Source organism: Nocardioides massiliensis (genome assembly GCF_030811215.1).
GTDB lineage: Bacteria > Actinomycetota > Actinomycetes > Propionibacteriales > Nocardioidaceae > Nocardioides_A > Nocardioides_A massiliensis.
Genome location: NZ_JAUSQM010000001.1, coordinates 3999070 through 4013440, shown reverse-complemented (window position 1 = coordinate 4013440; position 14371 = coordinate 3999070). Strand labels below are relative to the sequence as shown.

General features: G+C 72.8%; 16 protein-coding genes. 9 read left to right on the top strand and 7 right to left on the bottom strand.

Annotated features, from left to right (window positions below; translation table 11 throughout):
• Positions 1-29 precede the first annotated feature (29 nt).
• Genes sigE through J2S59_RS19770 form a run of 3 tightly spaced genes read left to right on the top strand, consistent with a single transcriptional unit; the run spans position 30 to position 2340 of the window.
• On the top strand, positions 30-677 hold the full coding sequence (sigE, locus tag J2S59_RS19780; RefSeq protein ID WP_306825431.1) for an RNA polymerase sigma factor SigE: 648 nt from the start codon (positions 30-32) through the stop codon (positions 675-677).
• On the top strand, positions 674-1135 hold the full coding sequence (locus J2S59_RS19775) for a zf-HC2 domain-containing protein (RefSeq protein ID WP_068121641.1): 462 nt from the start codon (positions 674-676) through the stop codon (positions 1133-1135). The genes sigE and J2S59_RS19775 overlap by 4 nt, the downstream gene beginning before the upstream one ends.
• Before the next feature lie 5 nt (positions 1136-1140).
• Positions 1141-2340: a S1C family serine protease gene (locus J2S59_RS19770; RefSeq protein ID WP_068121643.1), complete on the top strand. Its 1200-nt coding sequence runs from the start codon at positions 1141-1143 to the stop codon at positions 2338-2340.
• Between the two features lie 23 nt (positions 2341-2363).
• Here J2S59_RS19770 and J2S59_RS19765 read toward each other — a convergent pair whose 3' ends face one another.
• The 4 genes from J2S59_RS19765 to J2S59_RS19750 are packed head-to-tail and all read right to left on the bottom strand — an operon-like array spanning position 2364 to position 5745.
• The gene (locus J2S59_RS19765) at positions 2364-2693 is read right to left on the bottom strand and encodes a sec-independent translocase (protein ID WP_306825430.1); all 330 of its coding nucleotides are present in this window, start codon (positions 2691-2693) and stop codon (positions 2364-2366) included.
• A 31-nt stretch (positions 2694-2724) separates the two neighbouring features.
• On the bottom strand, positions 2725-3888 hold the full coding sequence (locus J2S59_RS19760; protein WP_068119291.1) for an Mrp/NBP35 family ATP-binding protein: 1164 nt from the start codon (positions 3886-3888) through the stop codon (positions 2725-2727).
• Between the two features lie 32 nt (positions 3889-3920).
• On the bottom strand, positions 3921-4487 hold the full coding sequence (locus J2S59_RS19755; protein WP_068119286.1) for a DUF1003 domain-containing protein: 567 nt from the start codon (positions 4485-4487) through the stop codon (positions 3921-3923).
• Positions 4480-5745, bottom strand: a complete 1266-nt coding sequence (locus tag J2S59_RS19750; protein ID WP_068119283.1) for a magnesium transporter MgtE N-terminal domain-containing protein — start codon at positions 5743-5745, stop codon at positions 4480-4482. Before J2S59_RS19750 ends, J2S59_RS19755 begins: the two co-directional genes overlap by 8 nt.
• Positions 5746-5821: 76 nt before the next feature.
• Here J2S59_RS19750 and J2S59_RS19745 point away from each other — a divergent pair, with 76 nt between their 5' ends.
• The 6 genes from J2S59_RS19745 to J2S59_RS19720 all read left to right on the top strand — a co-directional run bounded on the left by J2S59_RS19745 (position 5822) and on the right by J2S59_RS19720 (position 11786).
• Positions 5822-7396 carry a LicD family protein gene (locus tag J2S59_RS19745; RefSeq protein WP_306825429.1) on the top strand — a complete coding sequence of 525 codons (1575 nt, stop codon included), beginning with the start codon at positions 5822-5824 and terminating at the stop codon, positions 7394-7396.
• Positions 7397-7401: 5 nt separating this feature from the next.
• Positions 7402-7653, top strand: a complete 252-nt coding sequence (locus J2S59_RS19740) for a DUF6752 domain-containing protein (protein ID WP_246360432.1) — start codon at positions 7402-7404, stop codon at positions 7651-7653.
• Between the two features lie 3 nt (positions 7654-7656).
• Positions 7657-8811, top strand: a complete 1155-nt coding sequence (locus J2S59_RS19735) for a hypothetical protein (RefSeq protein ID WP_306825428.1) — start codon at positions 7657-7659, stop codon at positions 8809-8811.
• Positions 8798-9475, top strand: coding sequence for a hypothetical protein (locus J2S59_RS19730; protein WP_181641469.1), 678 nt, complete (start codon positions 8798-8800; stop codon positions 9473-9475). Before J2S59_RS19735 ends, J2S59_RS19730 begins: the two co-directional genes overlap by 14 nt.
• The gene (locus J2S59_RS19725) at positions 9468-10499 is read left to right on the top strand and encodes a hypothetical protein (RefSeq protein WP_068116766.1); all 1032 of its coding nucleotides are present in this window, start codon (positions 9468-9470) and stop codon (positions 10497-10499) included. The genes J2S59_RS19730 and J2S59_RS19725 overlap by 8 nt, the downstream gene beginning before the upstream one ends.
• 84 nt (positions 10500-10583) lie before the next feature.
• On the top strand, positions 10584-11786 hold the full coding sequence (locus J2S59_RS19720; RefSeq protein ID WP_068116765.1) for an acyl-CoA dehydrogenase family protein: 1203 nt from the start codon (positions 10584-10586) through the stop codon (positions 11784-11786).
• Between the two features lie 10 nt (positions 11787-11796).
• On the opposite strand, the gene J2S59_RS19715 is transcribed toward J2S59_RS19720, so the two are convergent.
• From J2S59_RS19715 to J2S59_RS19705, 3 genes are read right to left on the bottom strand one after another with little or no spacing between them, the layout of a single operon-like run.
• The gene (locus J2S59_RS19715; protein ID WP_181641468.1) at positions 11797-12060 is read right to left on the bottom strand and encodes a DUF6752 domain-containing protein; all 264 of its coding nucleotides are present in this window, start codon (positions 12058-12060) and stop codon (positions 11797-11799) included.
• A complete protein-coding gene (locus tag J2S59_RS19710) occupies positions 12060-13616 on the bottom strand; it encodes a class I SAM-dependent methyltransferase (protein ID WP_068116762.1) in 1557 nt (518 codons plus the stop codon). Before J2S59_RS19710 ends, J2S59_RS19715 begins: the two co-directional genes overlap by 1 nt.
• Complete coding sequence (locus tag J2S59_RS19705; RefSeq protein WP_181641467.1) at positions 13609-14310, bottom strand: hypothetical protein; 702 nt, start codon at positions 14308-14310, stop codon at positions 13609-13611. Before J2S59_RS19705 ends, J2S59_RS19710 begins: the two co-directional genes overlap by 8 nt.
• Positions 14311-14371 lie beyond the last annotated feature (61 nt).

Below are 14371 nucleotides of genomic sequence, written 5' to 3'. Positions count from 1 at the left end.
GTCTAGCGTGACGGACCAGGAGACCAGGCATGGAACGGCAGCAGCACTTCTGGATGCTCGCGCTGATGCGCACGCGTTCTGGCCGTGGTCGTGACCGGCGCGAGGAGGCAGCCGTGGACGCAGATGTGGAGCGCTGGACCGAGATCGTCGAGCAGCATTCCGCCCGGGTGTTCCGCCTCGCCCTGCGCCTCACCGGCAACCGGCACGACGCCGAGGACCTCACCCAGGAGGTCTTCGTGCGGGTGTTCCGCTCGCTCGACTCCTACACGCCGGGCACGTTCGAGGGCTGGCTGCACCGCATCACCACCAACCTCTTCCTCGATCAGGCCCGCCGCAAGCAGCGGATCCGCTTCGACGCCCTCGCCGAGGACGCCGACAACCGACTCCCCAGCCGGGTGCCGGCACCCGACGCGGCGTACCTCGACCACACCTTCGACGCCGACGTCGAGACCGCGCTGGCCGCGCTGAGCCCGGAGTTCCGCGCCGCGGTCGTGCTGTGCGACATCGAGGGACTCAGCTACGAGGAGATCGGCGACGTGCTCGGGCTCAAGCTCGGCACCGTCCGCTCCCGCATCCACCGCGGACGCGCCCAGCTACGCACCGCGCTCGCCCACCGCGCACCCCGCGGTGACCGGGCCCGCTACCTCGGTGCCCTCGCCGAGGAGGTCGCGCGATGAGGATCTTCACGCTCGGCGGACATCTCGGCGAAGCGGTCAGTGCGCTGGTCGACGGCCAGCTCGACCCCCGCGACGAGGAGCGCGCCTGGAGCCACGTCATGACGTGCCCCGGCTGCCGTCGCGCGGTCGAGCACGAGGGCCAGGTCAAGTCGCGGCTCGCCACGCTGCGTGGGGAGACGTGCCCGCCCCAGCTGCACGGAGCGTTGTACGACGCCCGGGCCTGGGCGACGGCGGACGCGATCGCCCCACCGGCCTCGCGCCGTCGCAGCCTGGTCGCACTCGGTGCCGGCTCGGTGGGTGCGGCGTTCCTCGGGTTGACCGCACTCGCGGGGGTGCCGGTCAGCACCACCAACACCCCGCCGCCCGCGCCCGTCACGTCGATCAAGGGCTCCGTCGGTGGGGGACCGGCGTCGGGGCCGACCACGCCGGCACCGCTCTTGCGAGCTAGGACAAGATAGGTCGGGTGAACCCCGCCCCCGGCCACCCCGACGGCACTCCCGACGGGCGACCCGACGACGCGCACCTGTTCGCGCCGTACCCGTCCCCGCTCACCCAGGCCTACGCGCCGCCGGCACTGCGCGCGCCCGCGGAGGCCCCGCGTACGCCGCGCTTCACCCGCGCGACCTGGGCGTGGCTCGGCGCCGGGGTGGTGCTGTTCGCGCTGGTCGCCGGTGCAGCCGGCGCCCAGCTCGGCGGCGGTGGCGGCGGCCTGCTCGAGCTCGAGACCCGCACCGCGGTGCCGCTGCCCGACGACAACGGCAGCGTCGCGGCGGTGGCCGACGAGCTGCTGCCGAGCACGCTGCAGATCGCCGCGCAGTGGGGTGAGGACGACGGGGCCACGGGGTCCGGGTTCGTCCTCGACGAGGACGGACACGTCATCACCAACAACCACGTGGTCGCGGACGCCGCCCGCGGGGGCCGGATCGCGGTCATCGACGCCTCCGGCGAGCGCTACCAGGCGCGGATCATCGGACGCAGCGAGACCTACGACATCGCGGTCCTCCGGGTCCGTGGGCTGCGTGACGCGCGCCCGGCGGCGATCGGCGCCTCGCAGCAGATGCGGGTAGGCGAGACCGTCGTCGCGATCGGTTCTCCGCTCGGTCTGGGCTCGACGGTGACGTCGGGGATCATCTCCGCGCTCGACCGCCCCGTGACGGCCGGACCGGCGGCGGCGGCGTCCTACATCAACGCCGTGCAGACCGACGCCGCGATCAACCCCGGCAACTCCGGCGGCCCCCTGGTGAACCTGCAGGGCCAGGTCGTCGGTGTGAACTCCGCGATCGCGACCGCCGGCGGCTTCGGCGGTGGCCGCGGCAGCATCGGTGTCGGGTTCGCCATCCCGATCGAGCAGGTGCAGATCACCGCCGACCAGATCCTGCGCACCGGTGAGGCGCGCTACCCGGTCATCGGTGCCAACGTCGACGTGCGCGGCAACGACGACGGTGCTCGCGTGGCGGAGGTGCCCGCGAGCGGGCCCGCCGCCGAGGCCGGACTGCAGCCCGGCGACCTCGTCACCCGGGTCGAGGGCACGCGCGTCACCGACGGGGTCGGCCTGATCGTCGCCATCCGCTCGCGTCAGCCCGGCGAGACGGTCACGCTGACCGTCGAGCGCGGCGACGAGGAGCTCGAGCTGCAGATCGAGCTGGACTCGCAGGTGGGCTGAGGCTCAGGTCGCCTCAGGTCGCCTCAGGTTGCCTCAGCGTCGTACGGCGGGAGCTCGCCCTCGGCGAGCGGGCGGAGGCCCGGCGCGACGGGGGTCGCGTCGTCGTCCTCGTCCATCGCCTCGAGGATGTGCTTGCGGATCGCCTTGCGCGGGTCGAGGTCGGTCAGCTCGAGGTCGGCGAACTCGGGGCCGAGCTCACGGCGCAGGTCGTCGCGGGTGCCGTCGGCGAAGCGCTTGACCTGGCGGACGAACCGGCCGGCCTGGCGAGCGAGGTCGGGCACCTTGTCGGGGCCGAACACGATGACCGCGACCAGCGCGATCACCGCGAGCTCCATCAGGCCGACGTCGAACACGGGCGTGAACCTACCGTGCCGCCGCGCTCCTCTAGAGCTTGGCGGTCGGGGTGAGGCCGAGCTGCATGCCGGCCAGGCCGCGTCCACGACCGGCGAGCTTCTCCGCCGCGCCGCGCAGCGCCGTGGCCGCGGGGCTCTCGGCGTCGGTGACGACGATCGGGTCGCCGCTGTCGCCGCCCGCCCGCAGCGCCTCGGTCAGCGGGATCTCGGCGAGCACCGGGACGTCGTACCCGAACCGGTTGCCCAGGGTCGAGGCGACACGCGCACCGCCGCCGGAGCCGAAGACCTCGAGCCGGTGCTCGGGGCCGCAGTGCGGGCAGGGGAGGAAGGACATGTTCTCGATGACGCCGACGACGCGCTGGTGCATCATCGAGGCCATCGTGCCGGCGCGCTCGGCGACCTCGGCGGCAGCCTCCTGCGGCGTGGTCACGACGACCACCTCGGCACTGGGGAGGTGCTGACCCAGTGAGATGGCGATGTCGCCGGTGCCGGGCGGCAGGTCGAGCAGGAGGGCGTCGAGGTCGCCCCAGTAGACGTCGGAGAGCATCTGCACGAGTGCCCGGTCGAGCATCGGGCCGCGCCAGGCGACGACCTGGTCGCGGCGGGGCTTGAGCATGCCGATGCTGATCACGGACAGCTCGCCGCCCTCGACCGGCACGGGCACCGGCATGATCATCTCCTCGACCTGGGTCGGGCGGACGTCGCCGACTCCCAGCATCGCGGGGACGGAGTGGCCGTAGATGTCGGCGTCGACGATGCCGACCTTGAGGCCGCTGCGCGCCATCGCCACGGCCAGGTTGACGGTGACAGACGACTTGCCGACCCCGCCCTTGCCGCTGGCGATGGCGAAGACCTTGGTGAGCGAGTCGGCGCGGGCGAAGGGGATCTCGCGGGCGGCCTGGCCGCCACGCAGCGTCTCCTGGAGCCCGGCGCGCTGCTCGGCGCTCATGACGCCGAGCTCGATGTTGACGTTGCGGACGCCTGCGACCGCGCCGACGGCAGCGGTCACGTCGCGGTTGATGGTGTCCTTCATCGGACATCCGGCGACGGTCAGCAGCACGCGCACGTCGACGTCGCCGTCGGGGCTGACCTCGACCGCGTCGACCATCCCCAGCTCGGTGATGGGACGGCGGATCTCGGGGTCGTTCACCCGCGCGAGGGCAGCGCGGACCTGCTCGAGGTCGGGGGAGCTCATGGGAATCAGCCTACGTTGTGGACCTCAGCGGTTCAGGCCCGGTCGTCATGGCTCTCGTCACGGCCCTCGTCGCGCTCGTCGTCGCGGTCCCAGCCCCGCTCCTCGGCCCGCCGTTCGTCGAGCTCCGCGAGCAGCGCCCGCAGCTCCGAGCGCAGGTAGTCGCGGGTGGCGACCTCACCGACCGCCAGGCGCAGCGAAGCGACCTCGCGGGCCAGGAACTCCATGTCGGCCCGGGACCGGGCCGCCGCCCGACGGTCCTGCTCGGCGACCACCCGGTCGCGCATCTCCTGCCGGTTCTGCGCGAGCAGGATCAGCGGAGCGGCGTACGACGCCTGCAGGCTGAGCATGAGCGTCAGGAAGATGAAGGGGTAGGCGTCGAACTCCCACTCCGCCGGCACGAGAGAGTTCCAGCCGAGCCAGATCGCCACGAACAGCGTCATGTAGAGCAGGAACCGCGCGGTGCCCATGAACCGGGCGAACGTCTCGGCGAAGGACCCGAACCGGTCGGAGTCGTACGACGGGCGCCGGACCAGGGCGCGGCGCAGCTCGCGCGGCGTGTCCAGGCGGCTGCGGGACTCCTCCGCGCGGCGCTCAGCCATCGAGGGCTCCGGTGGAGAGCGGCCGGTCGCGCCAGTCCTCGGGCAGCATGTGGTCGAGCAGGTCGTCGACGGTGACCGCGCCCAGCAGGCGCCCCTGGTCGTCGACCACGGGTGCGGCGACCAGGTTGTAGGCCGCGAGGTGGGCGGCCACGTCCTCGATGGAAGCCTCCGCACGGAGATAGTCGATCCCGCTGTCGAGCGCACCGGCGACCAGGCTCGAGGGGGGCTCGCGCAGGAGCCGCTGGATGTGGACGACGCCGAGGAGCTTGCCCGTCGGCGGCTCCAGCGGTGGGCGGCACACGTAGGCCAGCGCGGCCAGCGACGTGGTCAGCTCGGGGGCGCGCACGTGCGCCAGCGCCTCGGCGATCGTGGCGTCGGGCGGGAGGATCACCGGCTCGGGCGTCATCATGCCGCCGGCCGTGAGCTCCTCATAGCTCATCAGCCGCCGGACGTCCTCGGCCTCCGACGGCTCCATGAGCCCGAGCAGCCTCTCGGCGGTCTCGGGCGGCAGCTCGGCGATGAGGTCCGCGGCGTCGTCGGCACCCATCTCCTCGAGGATGTCGGCGGCGCGCCGCGAGTCGAGGATGCCCATGATCTCGACCTGGTCCTCGTCGGAGAGCTCCTCGAGCACGGCGGCGAGCCGCTCGTCGTCGAGCGCGGCGACGACCTCGCCCCGACGCTTGGCGGGCAGGTCGTGGATCACCGTCGCGGCATCGGCCGGACGCATCTCGTTGAGGGTCGCGACCAGGTGGATCGCGCCCTGTCCCTCCTCGGTGCGCAGGAGCCCCTCCACGTCGCGCCAGTCGACGACGTGGGTCTGCCCGTGGCGGCGGAACCGCTTGCCCGGCTCGGTGACCGCGACCCGGCTGAGCACCCAGTCGCGGGTGCGGGTCTGCTCCAGCCCGACGTCGTACACGGTGCCGTTCACGATCTCCTCGCCGCTGTGGATCCGCACGGAGCGGTCGAGCAGCTGTGCCATGACGAGCGTCTCGGTGTGGCGCTGCTCGAACTTGCGGACGTTGAGCAGGCCGGTGGTCACGACCTGGTCGGCGTCGATGGCGGTGATCCGGGTCATCGGCATGAAGACGCGGCGCCGGCCCAGCACCTCGACGACCAGACCCACGACGCGCGGCGGGCTGGCGTCGGCGCGCATCGTCACGACGACGTCGCGCACCTTGCCGACCTGGTCGCCCTGGGGGTCGAAGACCGGCAGGCCGACGAGGCGCGCGGCGAAGACGCGGGGCGGGGAGGTCGTCACGAGTGGCAACGGTAGCGCTCGCGCCGACGCTCACGCGGGGCCCGCGCCGGGGCGCCTCGTCGCTACGCTGGGCGCCGTGTCCGCCCCCCACCAGTCCGCCGCCCGTGTGCACGAGGTGCGGGTGACGCCGTCGGCCGTGCACGTCCGGACCGAGGACGAGGTGATCCTCGACGTCTGCTTCGACGGTCGCCGCGTCTGGTCGTTCTGGGTCATGCGCGACGCCCGTCCGGACGCCGACGGCCAGGGCTGGACCGCGCCGTGGCCCTCGTCGCTGCACCGCTACCTCGACGGGCGGGCCCGGATCACGGTGCGCGCCCACGTCAGCGGTGCCGAGCTCTTCGACGAGGAGCTGTCCTTCGGCAGCGGTGCGGGGCGCATCGCGGTCGTCGACGCCGAGGGGCGCCCGCTCGGGATCGACAAGTCCGGGCGTCTCGCGCTCACCTTCGACACCCGCACCCCCGATCAGGTCGCGCCGCTGCTGGACTCCATCGGCGAGGTGCTGGCCGCGCTGCGTGCGGCGGGGGCCGACGCGTTCCTGGCCTACGGCACCCTGCTGGGCGCGGTGCGTGAGGGCGCCCTCATCGGTCACGACTCCGACGCCGACCTCGGCTACGTGAGCCGGTTCACCCACCCGGCCGACGTGGTCGCGGAGTCCTTCCGGCTGCAGCGCCGCCTGGTCGCCATGGGCTACGCCATCAGCCGCTACAGCGGTGCCGCCTTCAAGGTCGACGTCCTCGAGGCGGACGGGTCCGTGCGCGGGCTCGACGTCTTCGGCGGGTTCCTGTGGGACGGCCACCTGCACCTCATGGGCGAGATCCGTACGCCGTTCCGCGCCGAGTGGGTCCACCCGCTCGGCACCGCCACGCTGGAGGGTCGCACCTTCCCCGTGCCGGCCGACACCGACCGCTTCCTCGCCGCGACCTACGGCCCGTCGTGGCGCGTGCCCGACCCGGCGTACGTCTTCGAGACCCCCGAGTCGACCCACCGCCGACTCAACGGCTGGTTCCGCGGGATCCGCGTCAAGCGCCAGGAGTGGGAGCGCACCTGGTCCGGCGAGCGCCTGGCCGAGCCCGCGCTCGAGCCCACCGACTTCGCCCGCTGGGTGTACGCCGAGGAGCCCGCGCTCGACCACATCCTCGACGTCGGCTGCGGGCGGGGGGTCGACGCCTACTGGTTCGCCACGCAGGGCGTCCAGACGCACGGGCTCGACTTCGTCCCGCGCGCGGCAGCCCGGCTCGCCGCGCGCGCCGCGAGCGAGGGCGTGCCGGCCGAGTTCGGGTCCTTCAACCTGCTCGAGCTGCGCTCGGTCCTGGGGTACGGCGCGCGTGCGGCCCGGCTCGAGGGGCGGCGTGCCGTCACCGCCCGGCACGTGGCCGACGCGACCGACGCGTGGGGCCGACGCAACCTGTGGCGCTACGCCTCGATGGCGCTGCACGAGGGTGGCAACCTCTACCTCGAGTTCCTGGTGCAACCCGGCGGGGATGGGCGCGGACGCGAGCACTTGCGTACGCTGCCGGTCGGTCTGGTCGTCGAGGAGCTGGAAGCCTGCGGCGCCCGGATCCGGCACCACGAGGTGCTGGAGGTGCCGCCGGTCGACGCGTCCGGGCAGCCCCGGCGGACTGGTCGGTTGGTAGCGACGTGGGAACGGTGAACCGAATGAACGAGCGGGTCAAGCACAGCGGTGGCGGCATCGTGCGCCGGATCAAGCAGGCCGCGTGGGGGCGTGAGGTCGACGACCTGCGCGCCCGCGTCGAGGAGCTCGAGGCCGAGGTGCAGGAGTGCCGCAAGCTCAACCTGCGCATCGCCGAGCTCACCGACGTCGTCACCGAGCTCCTCGTGCCGGTGGTGCAGCAGGACCCGGAGCGGGCGCAGGCGTTGCTCGCCGACTACACCAAGAGCCTGGGCTGAGCCGTGGCACGGCGGGTGTTCGTCCACATCGGTCTGCCCAAGACGGGCACGACCTACCTGCAGACGATCATGTGGGCCCACCGTCCCGAGATGCGGGCGGCCGGGATGCTGCTGCCCGGACGCGAGCGACGCGACCACCTGTGGGCCTCGTGCGTCGTGCGCGACGACCCGGGAGTCGGCAAGCGCAGCCCCAAGGCGCCGGCGTCCTGGGACGTGCTGCAGGAGGAGATCGCCGCCTGGGACGGTGACGCGATCGTCTCCCACGAGTTCCTCGCCTCCGCCAGCGCTGAGCAGGCCCAGCGCATGGTCGCCCAGCTGGCACCTGCCGAGGTGCACGTCGTGGCCACCGCCCGCGACTTCCTCGGCCTGTTCACCTCCAGCTGGCAGGAGTCGCTGAAGACCGGCTACACCCAGCCGATCGAGGACTACGGCCGCGAGGAGTCCGACAACCCGCTGAAGATCTGGGACTGGCGCTGCCTCGACCTCGGCCTCGTGCTCGAGCGGTGGAGCACAGCGGTGCCCGACGAGCGCGTGCACGTCATCACGACGCCCGGCTCCGACCAGCCGCGCTCGGCGCTGTGGGACCGGTTCTGCGGCGTCGTCGGACTGGACCCGGCCACCTGCTCGACCGAGGGCAACTTCCCCAACGAGTCGATGGGTGTGGTGGAGGCCGAGCTGCTGCGGCGGGTCAACGAGCGCCTGGTCGGGTTCACCAGCGCCCGTGACCGCGGGGTGTGGATCCGCACCTTCCTCGCCGACGAGCGGCTGGTCCCGCGCAAGGGCGAGCGGTTCTGGCCCCCGGCCGACCACGTTGCCGACAGCCGCCGGCGCGCCGAGCGCGCGATCACCCTGATCGAGCAGCGCGGCTTCGACGTCGTAGGCGACCTCGACACGCTGCGTCCGCCGGCCGAGCTGCCCCCTCGGCGCGAGCCGTCATCGGTGACCGACGCCGAGGTGGCCGACGCGGGCGCCGACCTGGTCGCGCAGCTGCTCGGCGACGTTCGTCAGCTGCGCCAGGACAACGCCGCCCTCACGCGCCAGTTGCGGCGCGCCCAGGCCACGGCGATCCCGGTGCCGCGCGGCGTCCGCTCCGCTCTGGGGCGTGTCTGGCGCCGGCTGCGTCGGTTGCGCCGAGGAGGACCCGGTGCCACGGCGTAGTCCCACCGTGGTGGGCACCTTCCCCGGCGCGGCAGAGCTCGACGTCGCCGACGCCGGACGGCTCGGGCTGCGCGGTCCGCAGGCCGTCGTCGTGGCGACCGAGCCGACCCAGGCTCTGCTCGCCCGGTGGGCGGCAGGGCTCGCCGACGACCCGCAGCCGCTCGCCCGGGCCCGCCCCGGCGGCGAGGTGCTGACCGCGGTCCAGCGGCACCAGCGACAGCGCGGGGGTCGCCGTACGGTGCTGTGGGTCGTGGCTCCGCCGGCGCCGTTGAGCGCGACCGCGGTCGCGGTGCTCGAACGGGTCGCCCACCTGCTGGCCGCCGACCCCGACGTGGTGCCGTCCGCCGACCGTGGCGCGGTGCTGGACGAGGTGCGCGCCCGGCTCGTGGACGAGGGGCCCCCGCCCGTGCTCGACCCGGAGGTCCAGGAGGGGCTGCGCCGAGAGCACGCTGCGCTGGAGGCCTACCTGGAGAGCAACCGCGTCGTCGTCCGTGGGGACCGCGACCTGCTGCGCCCGGCCGCGCCGGCCGGGGAGCAGCCCGACCCCGAGGTCGTGCTGGAGCGCACGGCGACGATCGTCGCCGACCTCGTCCAGGACCTGCGCACCGACGTACGCCGGACGACCGGGACAGCCCCCGACCCCGCGGTGGTGGCCCGTGGCTGAGCGCGTCGTCGTCCACGTCGGGCAGCCGAAGACCGGGACGACCTACCTGCAGACGATCGCCTGGCACCACCGCGACCGGCTGGCCGAGCTCGACGGCGTACGCCTGCCGGGGGACCAGCGCGTCGATCACCTGTGGACCTCGCTCGCGGTGCGCGAGGACCCGAAGCTGGCGGCGCGTCGTCCGTCCGCGGCGACCGCGATCGACCGGGTGCTCGAGGGGATCGCGTCGTGGCCCGGCACCGCCGTGGTGAGCCACGAGTTCCTCGGTGCCGCGACCAGCGAGCAGGCCCGGCGGTTCCTCGGCCGCATGCGAGCCGACCGCGTCGAGGTCCTGGTGACCGCCCGGGAGCCGGTCTCGCTGATGGCCGCCGCCTGGCAGGAGTCGCTGAAGCTGCGCCGCACGACGCCGCTGCGCGAGTTCGCCGACGGACCGACCGACGACACCGGCGCCGTGTGGTCGCTGCGCTCGCTCGACCTGGCCGGCGTGCTCGACCGCTGGGCCCCGCACGTCGCGCCCGGTGACACCCACGTGATCGTCCTGCCGCGCAAGCGCGGCGCCCCCGACGAGCTGTGGCACCGGTTTGCCGAGGTCGTCGGTCTCACCGCCGACGCCTACGACACCGGCGTGGCCGCCTCCAACCGGTCGATGGCGCTGCCCGAGACCGAGTTCCTGCGCCGGCTGCAGCCGCACCTGGCCGGCATCGAGGGCAACCTGCAGCGCAACTGGTGGGTGCGGCGCTACCTCGCCGAGGGTCATCTCGCCGGCCGCGAGGGCCCGCGCATCGGGTTGTACGCCGACCAGGTCGAGGCCTGCCGGGTCCGTGGCGAGGAGGCGGTCGCGGCGGTCGAGCGACACGGCGTACGCGTCCATGGGGCCGTGGACGACCTGCGCGCGCCCGCCGACCTGCCCGCCCAGGTCACCCCGGACGACCTCCCCGTCGACGCCGTCCTCGACGCCGGGGTGCGCACGATCCTCGACGTCGCCACGGACCTCGTGCGGACCCGACGGGTGGCCGACGCGTAGTGGGATGCCCCACAACCGTCGACGCTGGGCCTACCGCTCAGTAACATCCATGCTGGCCGCACCACCGAGGGAAGGAAAGACCACATGGGTCGCCTCTGTCAGACCGACGGGCTCTCCGACATCCAGACCGAGATCCTCAAGACCGTGCGTCAGTTCGTCGAGGCGAAGGTGATGCCGGTCGCCACGGAGCTGGAGCACGCGGACGAGTACCCCACCGAGATCGTGGAGGGACTCAAGGAGCTCGGGCTGTTCGGGCTGATGATCCCCGAGGAGTACGGCGGGCTGGGCGAGTCGCTGCTCACCTACGCCCTGTGCGTGGAGGAGATCGCGCGCGGGTGGATGAGCGTCTCCGGCGTCATCAACACCCACTTCATCGTCGCCCACATGCTGCTCAAGCACGGCACCGACGAGCAGAAGCAGAAGTACCTGCCCAAGATGGCCACCGGGGAGATCCGGGGCGCGTTCTCGATGTCCGAGCCCGGCCTGGGCAGCGACGTCTCGGCGGTCTCGACCAAGGCCACGAAGGGTGACGACGGGTCCTACTCGATCACCGGCCAGAAGATGTGGCTGACCAACGGTGGCAGCTCCAACCTGGTGGCGGTGCTGTGCCGCACCGACGATGGCGTGGACGAGGGAGCCTCGGTCTACAAGAAGATGTCCACGTTCTTGGTGGAGAAGGAGCCTGGCTTCGGCGAGACCGCGCCCGGCGTCACGGTGCCGGGCAAGATCGACAAGATGGGCTACAAGGGCATCGACACGACCGAGATGATCCTGGAGAACCACCAGATCTCGGCCGACCAGATCCTCGGTGGCGAGCCCGGCAAGGGCTTCTTCCAGATGATGGACGGCGTCGAGGTCGGCCGGGTCAACGTCGCGGCTCGCGCCTGCGGGATCGCGCTGCGCGCCTTCGAGCTCGGCATCGGCTACGCCCAGCAGCGCCACACCTTCGGCAAGCCCATCGCCGAGCACCAGGCGATCCTGTTCCGCCTCGCGGAGATGGCCACCAAGGTCGAGACCGCCCACAACATGATGGTGCGCGCGGCCCGGCTCAAGGACTCCGGCGAGCGGATGGACGTCGAGGCCGGCATGGCCAAGATGGTCGCGAGCGAGTACTGCAACGAGGTCGTCGAGGCGTCGTTCCGCATCCACGGTGGCTACGGGTACTCCAAGGAGTACGAGATCGAGCGGCTCTACCGCGAGGCGGCGTTCATGCTGATCGGCGAGGGCACCTCCGACATCCAGAAGATGATCATCGGACGCGCCCTGCTCAAGGACTACAAGGCCTGACCCCGGCTCCCTAGCGGGTGCTGTCGATCGTGGCGAGGAGCTGGCTGAGCCGCTCCTCGTCGCGGTCGACGGCCGGCACCAGCACCTCGACCATCACGTCGAGCACCTCCGACAGGCGTTGGTTGAGCCGGCGATTCTCCTCGACGGACTCCTCGAGCCGCTCGATGCGGCGCAGCAGATCGGCCGTCGACGGGCCACTGAGGCGGCGCTGCACGCGCCCCTTCACGCGGCCGGCCAGCGAGCGGGCCGTCGAGCTCTTGGCGTTGGCTGCCATCAGTGCCACCTCACGATCATCCTGCAGACATGGGGGTTCTCGTCACCCAGTGGCGCCAGGTCGCGCCCGGTGACGACCTCGACGACGGTGCCGCCGTGGCGTTCGATCTCGGCCCGCACCCGGGCGGGCACGGGGTAGAAGCGTCGCCGCGGCCCGAAGTGCTTGGGCTCGCCGCGGGACTCGGGGGTGCGGAACTCCAAGAACAACCACCCGCCACGCCGCTGCGCCAGGCGGCACAGCCGCCACAGGTACGGCCGGCTGTCGGGCGGGAGGTTGTCGAGCAGCCCGCGGGCATAGACGTGGACCGGCCCGGGCAGCCGCGCCAGCTGGGCGCCGCGGATCAGCACGTCACGCGGCGAGCCGGCCGAGAAGTCGGTCTGGTTGATGGTGACGCCCTTGCGCCGCGCGAGCTGGCGCGCGAGCAGGCGTCCCTTGGAGGAGTAGTCGTAGGCGCGTACGTCGTAGCCGCGCTTGGCGAAGAAGACCGCGTCGCGGCCGTTGCCGGAGCCGACGTCGACGAGCGTGCCCTCGGCCAGACCGTCGGCGACGAGCCGCTCCTGCGCCCAGCGGGCGAACGACGACGGTGTGGTGGGGACCTTCGGCCCGTTGCCGCCCGCGTAGAAGTTCTGCCAGTGCGCCAGGCCGCGCCGCGTGCCGCGCCACCAGCTGGTCATCCTGGTGACGTTCTCGGGCGGGTGGTCGAAGTGGAACGCCGGGTCGGGCACCCGCCAGCCCGGGCCGTAGGTGTAGGCGAGGAAGGCGTCGACGTCGGCGGGCGCCGGCATCTCCACGCCCTCGAGCGCGATCGTGCCGAACGGGACGACGGCCTCGCGGGGGAGACGGCCGCGCAGCGAGCCGGTGAGGTGGAAGTGGTCGCCGATGTAGAAGGAGCCGAACACGTCGACGCCGGCCTTGGCGCCGTTGGGCAGTGACACCCAGACCTTGAAGTTGGCCGCCGACATGCGCGCCACCGACCAGCCGCGTCGGCGCATCTGCTCCTCGGCCGCCCGGCACTCGCGCACGATGTCGAAGGGGTGCGTGAACTTGCTGAGGTAGGCGACGTCGGTGTCGGAGTCGTGACCGATCATCCGGCCGTCGCGGCGCGCGCCCAGCAAGGCGCCGTACGCGAGGTAGGCGTCCATGTCGCACACGTCGCGCAGGTCGTCGAGCACCCGCTTGGTGGCCTCGACCAGGTGCCGGCGCGACTCCTCACCGATGCGGTCGAAGGTGCGCTGCAGCTTGCCGGTCTTGTCGACCGACAGCGGGTTGCCCTCGTGGTCGACCAGCGACAGTGGCTCGCTCACCCCGGCGAAGGCGATGGTGCGCTCGAGCAGGACCTCGCCACCGTTGTGGGGGACCAGGCGCACGGCCGCCGTGCCGCGCAGGCGGTCGGCGAGCGAGCGCGGCCACTGCACGCGGACGGTGCGTCCGTCGGGGGTGCCGTCGCGCGCGGGGTTGAAGGACCAGACGCGCGCGCCGTCGAACTCGATGTCGAGGGGCTCCGCGAGGTGGCGCGGGACAGTGACGCCGACGTCGTCGACGTCGACCTCACTCATCGACGAGCCACTTCCACGACCCGAGCAGGCCCTGCAGGATCGCCTGCCGCACCCGAGCGGGGGTCTCGGCGGCGTACGTCATCGTGAGGAGGTACGTCGTGCCCTCGCGCGCCGTGACGACCTGGTCGTAGACGAGGTCGCGGCCCTGCTGGGTGGTGGTCGCGGTCTGGCGCAGGCCGATCTCGCAGGCGACCTCGACGTCCTCGCGCGGCTCCACGTCGCTGGCGACCTGGCGCAGCTCGGTGGAGAACTGGTCGCGCAGCTGCCCGATGTCCTCCACGCCGGAGTCCTCGGTGACGATGACGTTGAGGTTGTCGGCGAAGCCGCCGCTCGCGCCGGCGCGGTCGGCCCAGGCGATGCCGCTGACGTTGCCACCCGTGAGCGCCGCGGTGAGCTGGTCGCTGACGTCGCTCCAGCCGTCCGGGGGCGTCAGGGCGAACCCGACGCCGGACGCCTGGTCGCTCCCGGGTGCGTCGGTGACGCAGGGGTCCTCCGGCTCGGGGGCGTCGCTGATCCCCAAGGAGCTGGGACTGCTGGGACTCTCGGCCGGCTCGCCGGCGCTGCTCTCGGCGCGCGGAGTGTCGCTCCCGTCGTCGCTGCCGCCGTCGCCACCACAGGCCGTGCCGGCGAGGACGAGCACGGCCGCGAGGGCCAGCGCGCGCAGGGAACCGAGCGGGCCGCGGGGGGATGCCATGACCGCCACCCTAGTGAACGCACCCGCGCTTAATCACTCGACCCGGAGCCCGCCCGCTGCC

Bases quoted from the DNA above. Each gene is read 5' to 3' on its own strand.
- J2S59_RS19755 (WP_068119286.1), bottom strand. From the start codon at position 4,487: ATGGCTGAGCGCCGCGCGGAGGAGTCCCGCAGCCGCCTGGACACGCCG.
- J2S59_RS19720 (WP_068116765.1), top strand. From the start codon at position 10,584: ATGGGTCGCCTCTGTCAGACCGACGGGCTCTCCGACATCCAGACCGAG.
- J2S59_RS19705 (WP_181641467.1), bottom strand. From the start codon at position 14,310: ATGGCATCCCCCCGCGGCCCGCTCGGTTCCCTGCGCGCGCTGGCCCTC.
- J2S59_RS19760 (WP_068119291.1), bottom strand. From the start codon at position 3,888: ATGAGCTCCCCCGACCTCGAGCAGGTCCGCGCTGCCCTCGCGCGGGTG.
- J2S59_RS19775 (WP_068121641.1), top strand. From the start codon at position 674: ATGAGGATCTTCACGCTCGGCGGACATCTCGGCGAAGCGGTCAGTGCG.
- J2S59_RS19740 (WP_246360432.1), top strand. From the start codon at position 7,402: ATGAACGAGCGGGTCAAGCACAGCGGTGGCGGCATCGTGCGCCGGATC.
- J2S59_RS19715 (WP_181641468.1), bottom strand. From the start codon at position 12,060: ATGGCAGCCAACGCCAAGAGCTCGACGGCCCGCTCGCTGGCCGGCCGC.
- J2S59_RS19710 (WP_068116762.1), bottom strand. From the start codon at position 13,616: ATGAGTGAGGTCGACGTCGACGACGTCGGCGTCACTGTCCCGCGCCAC.
- sigE (WP_306825431.1), top strand. From the start codon at position 30: ATGGAACGGCAGCAGCACTTCTGGATGCTCGCGCTGATGCGCACGCGT.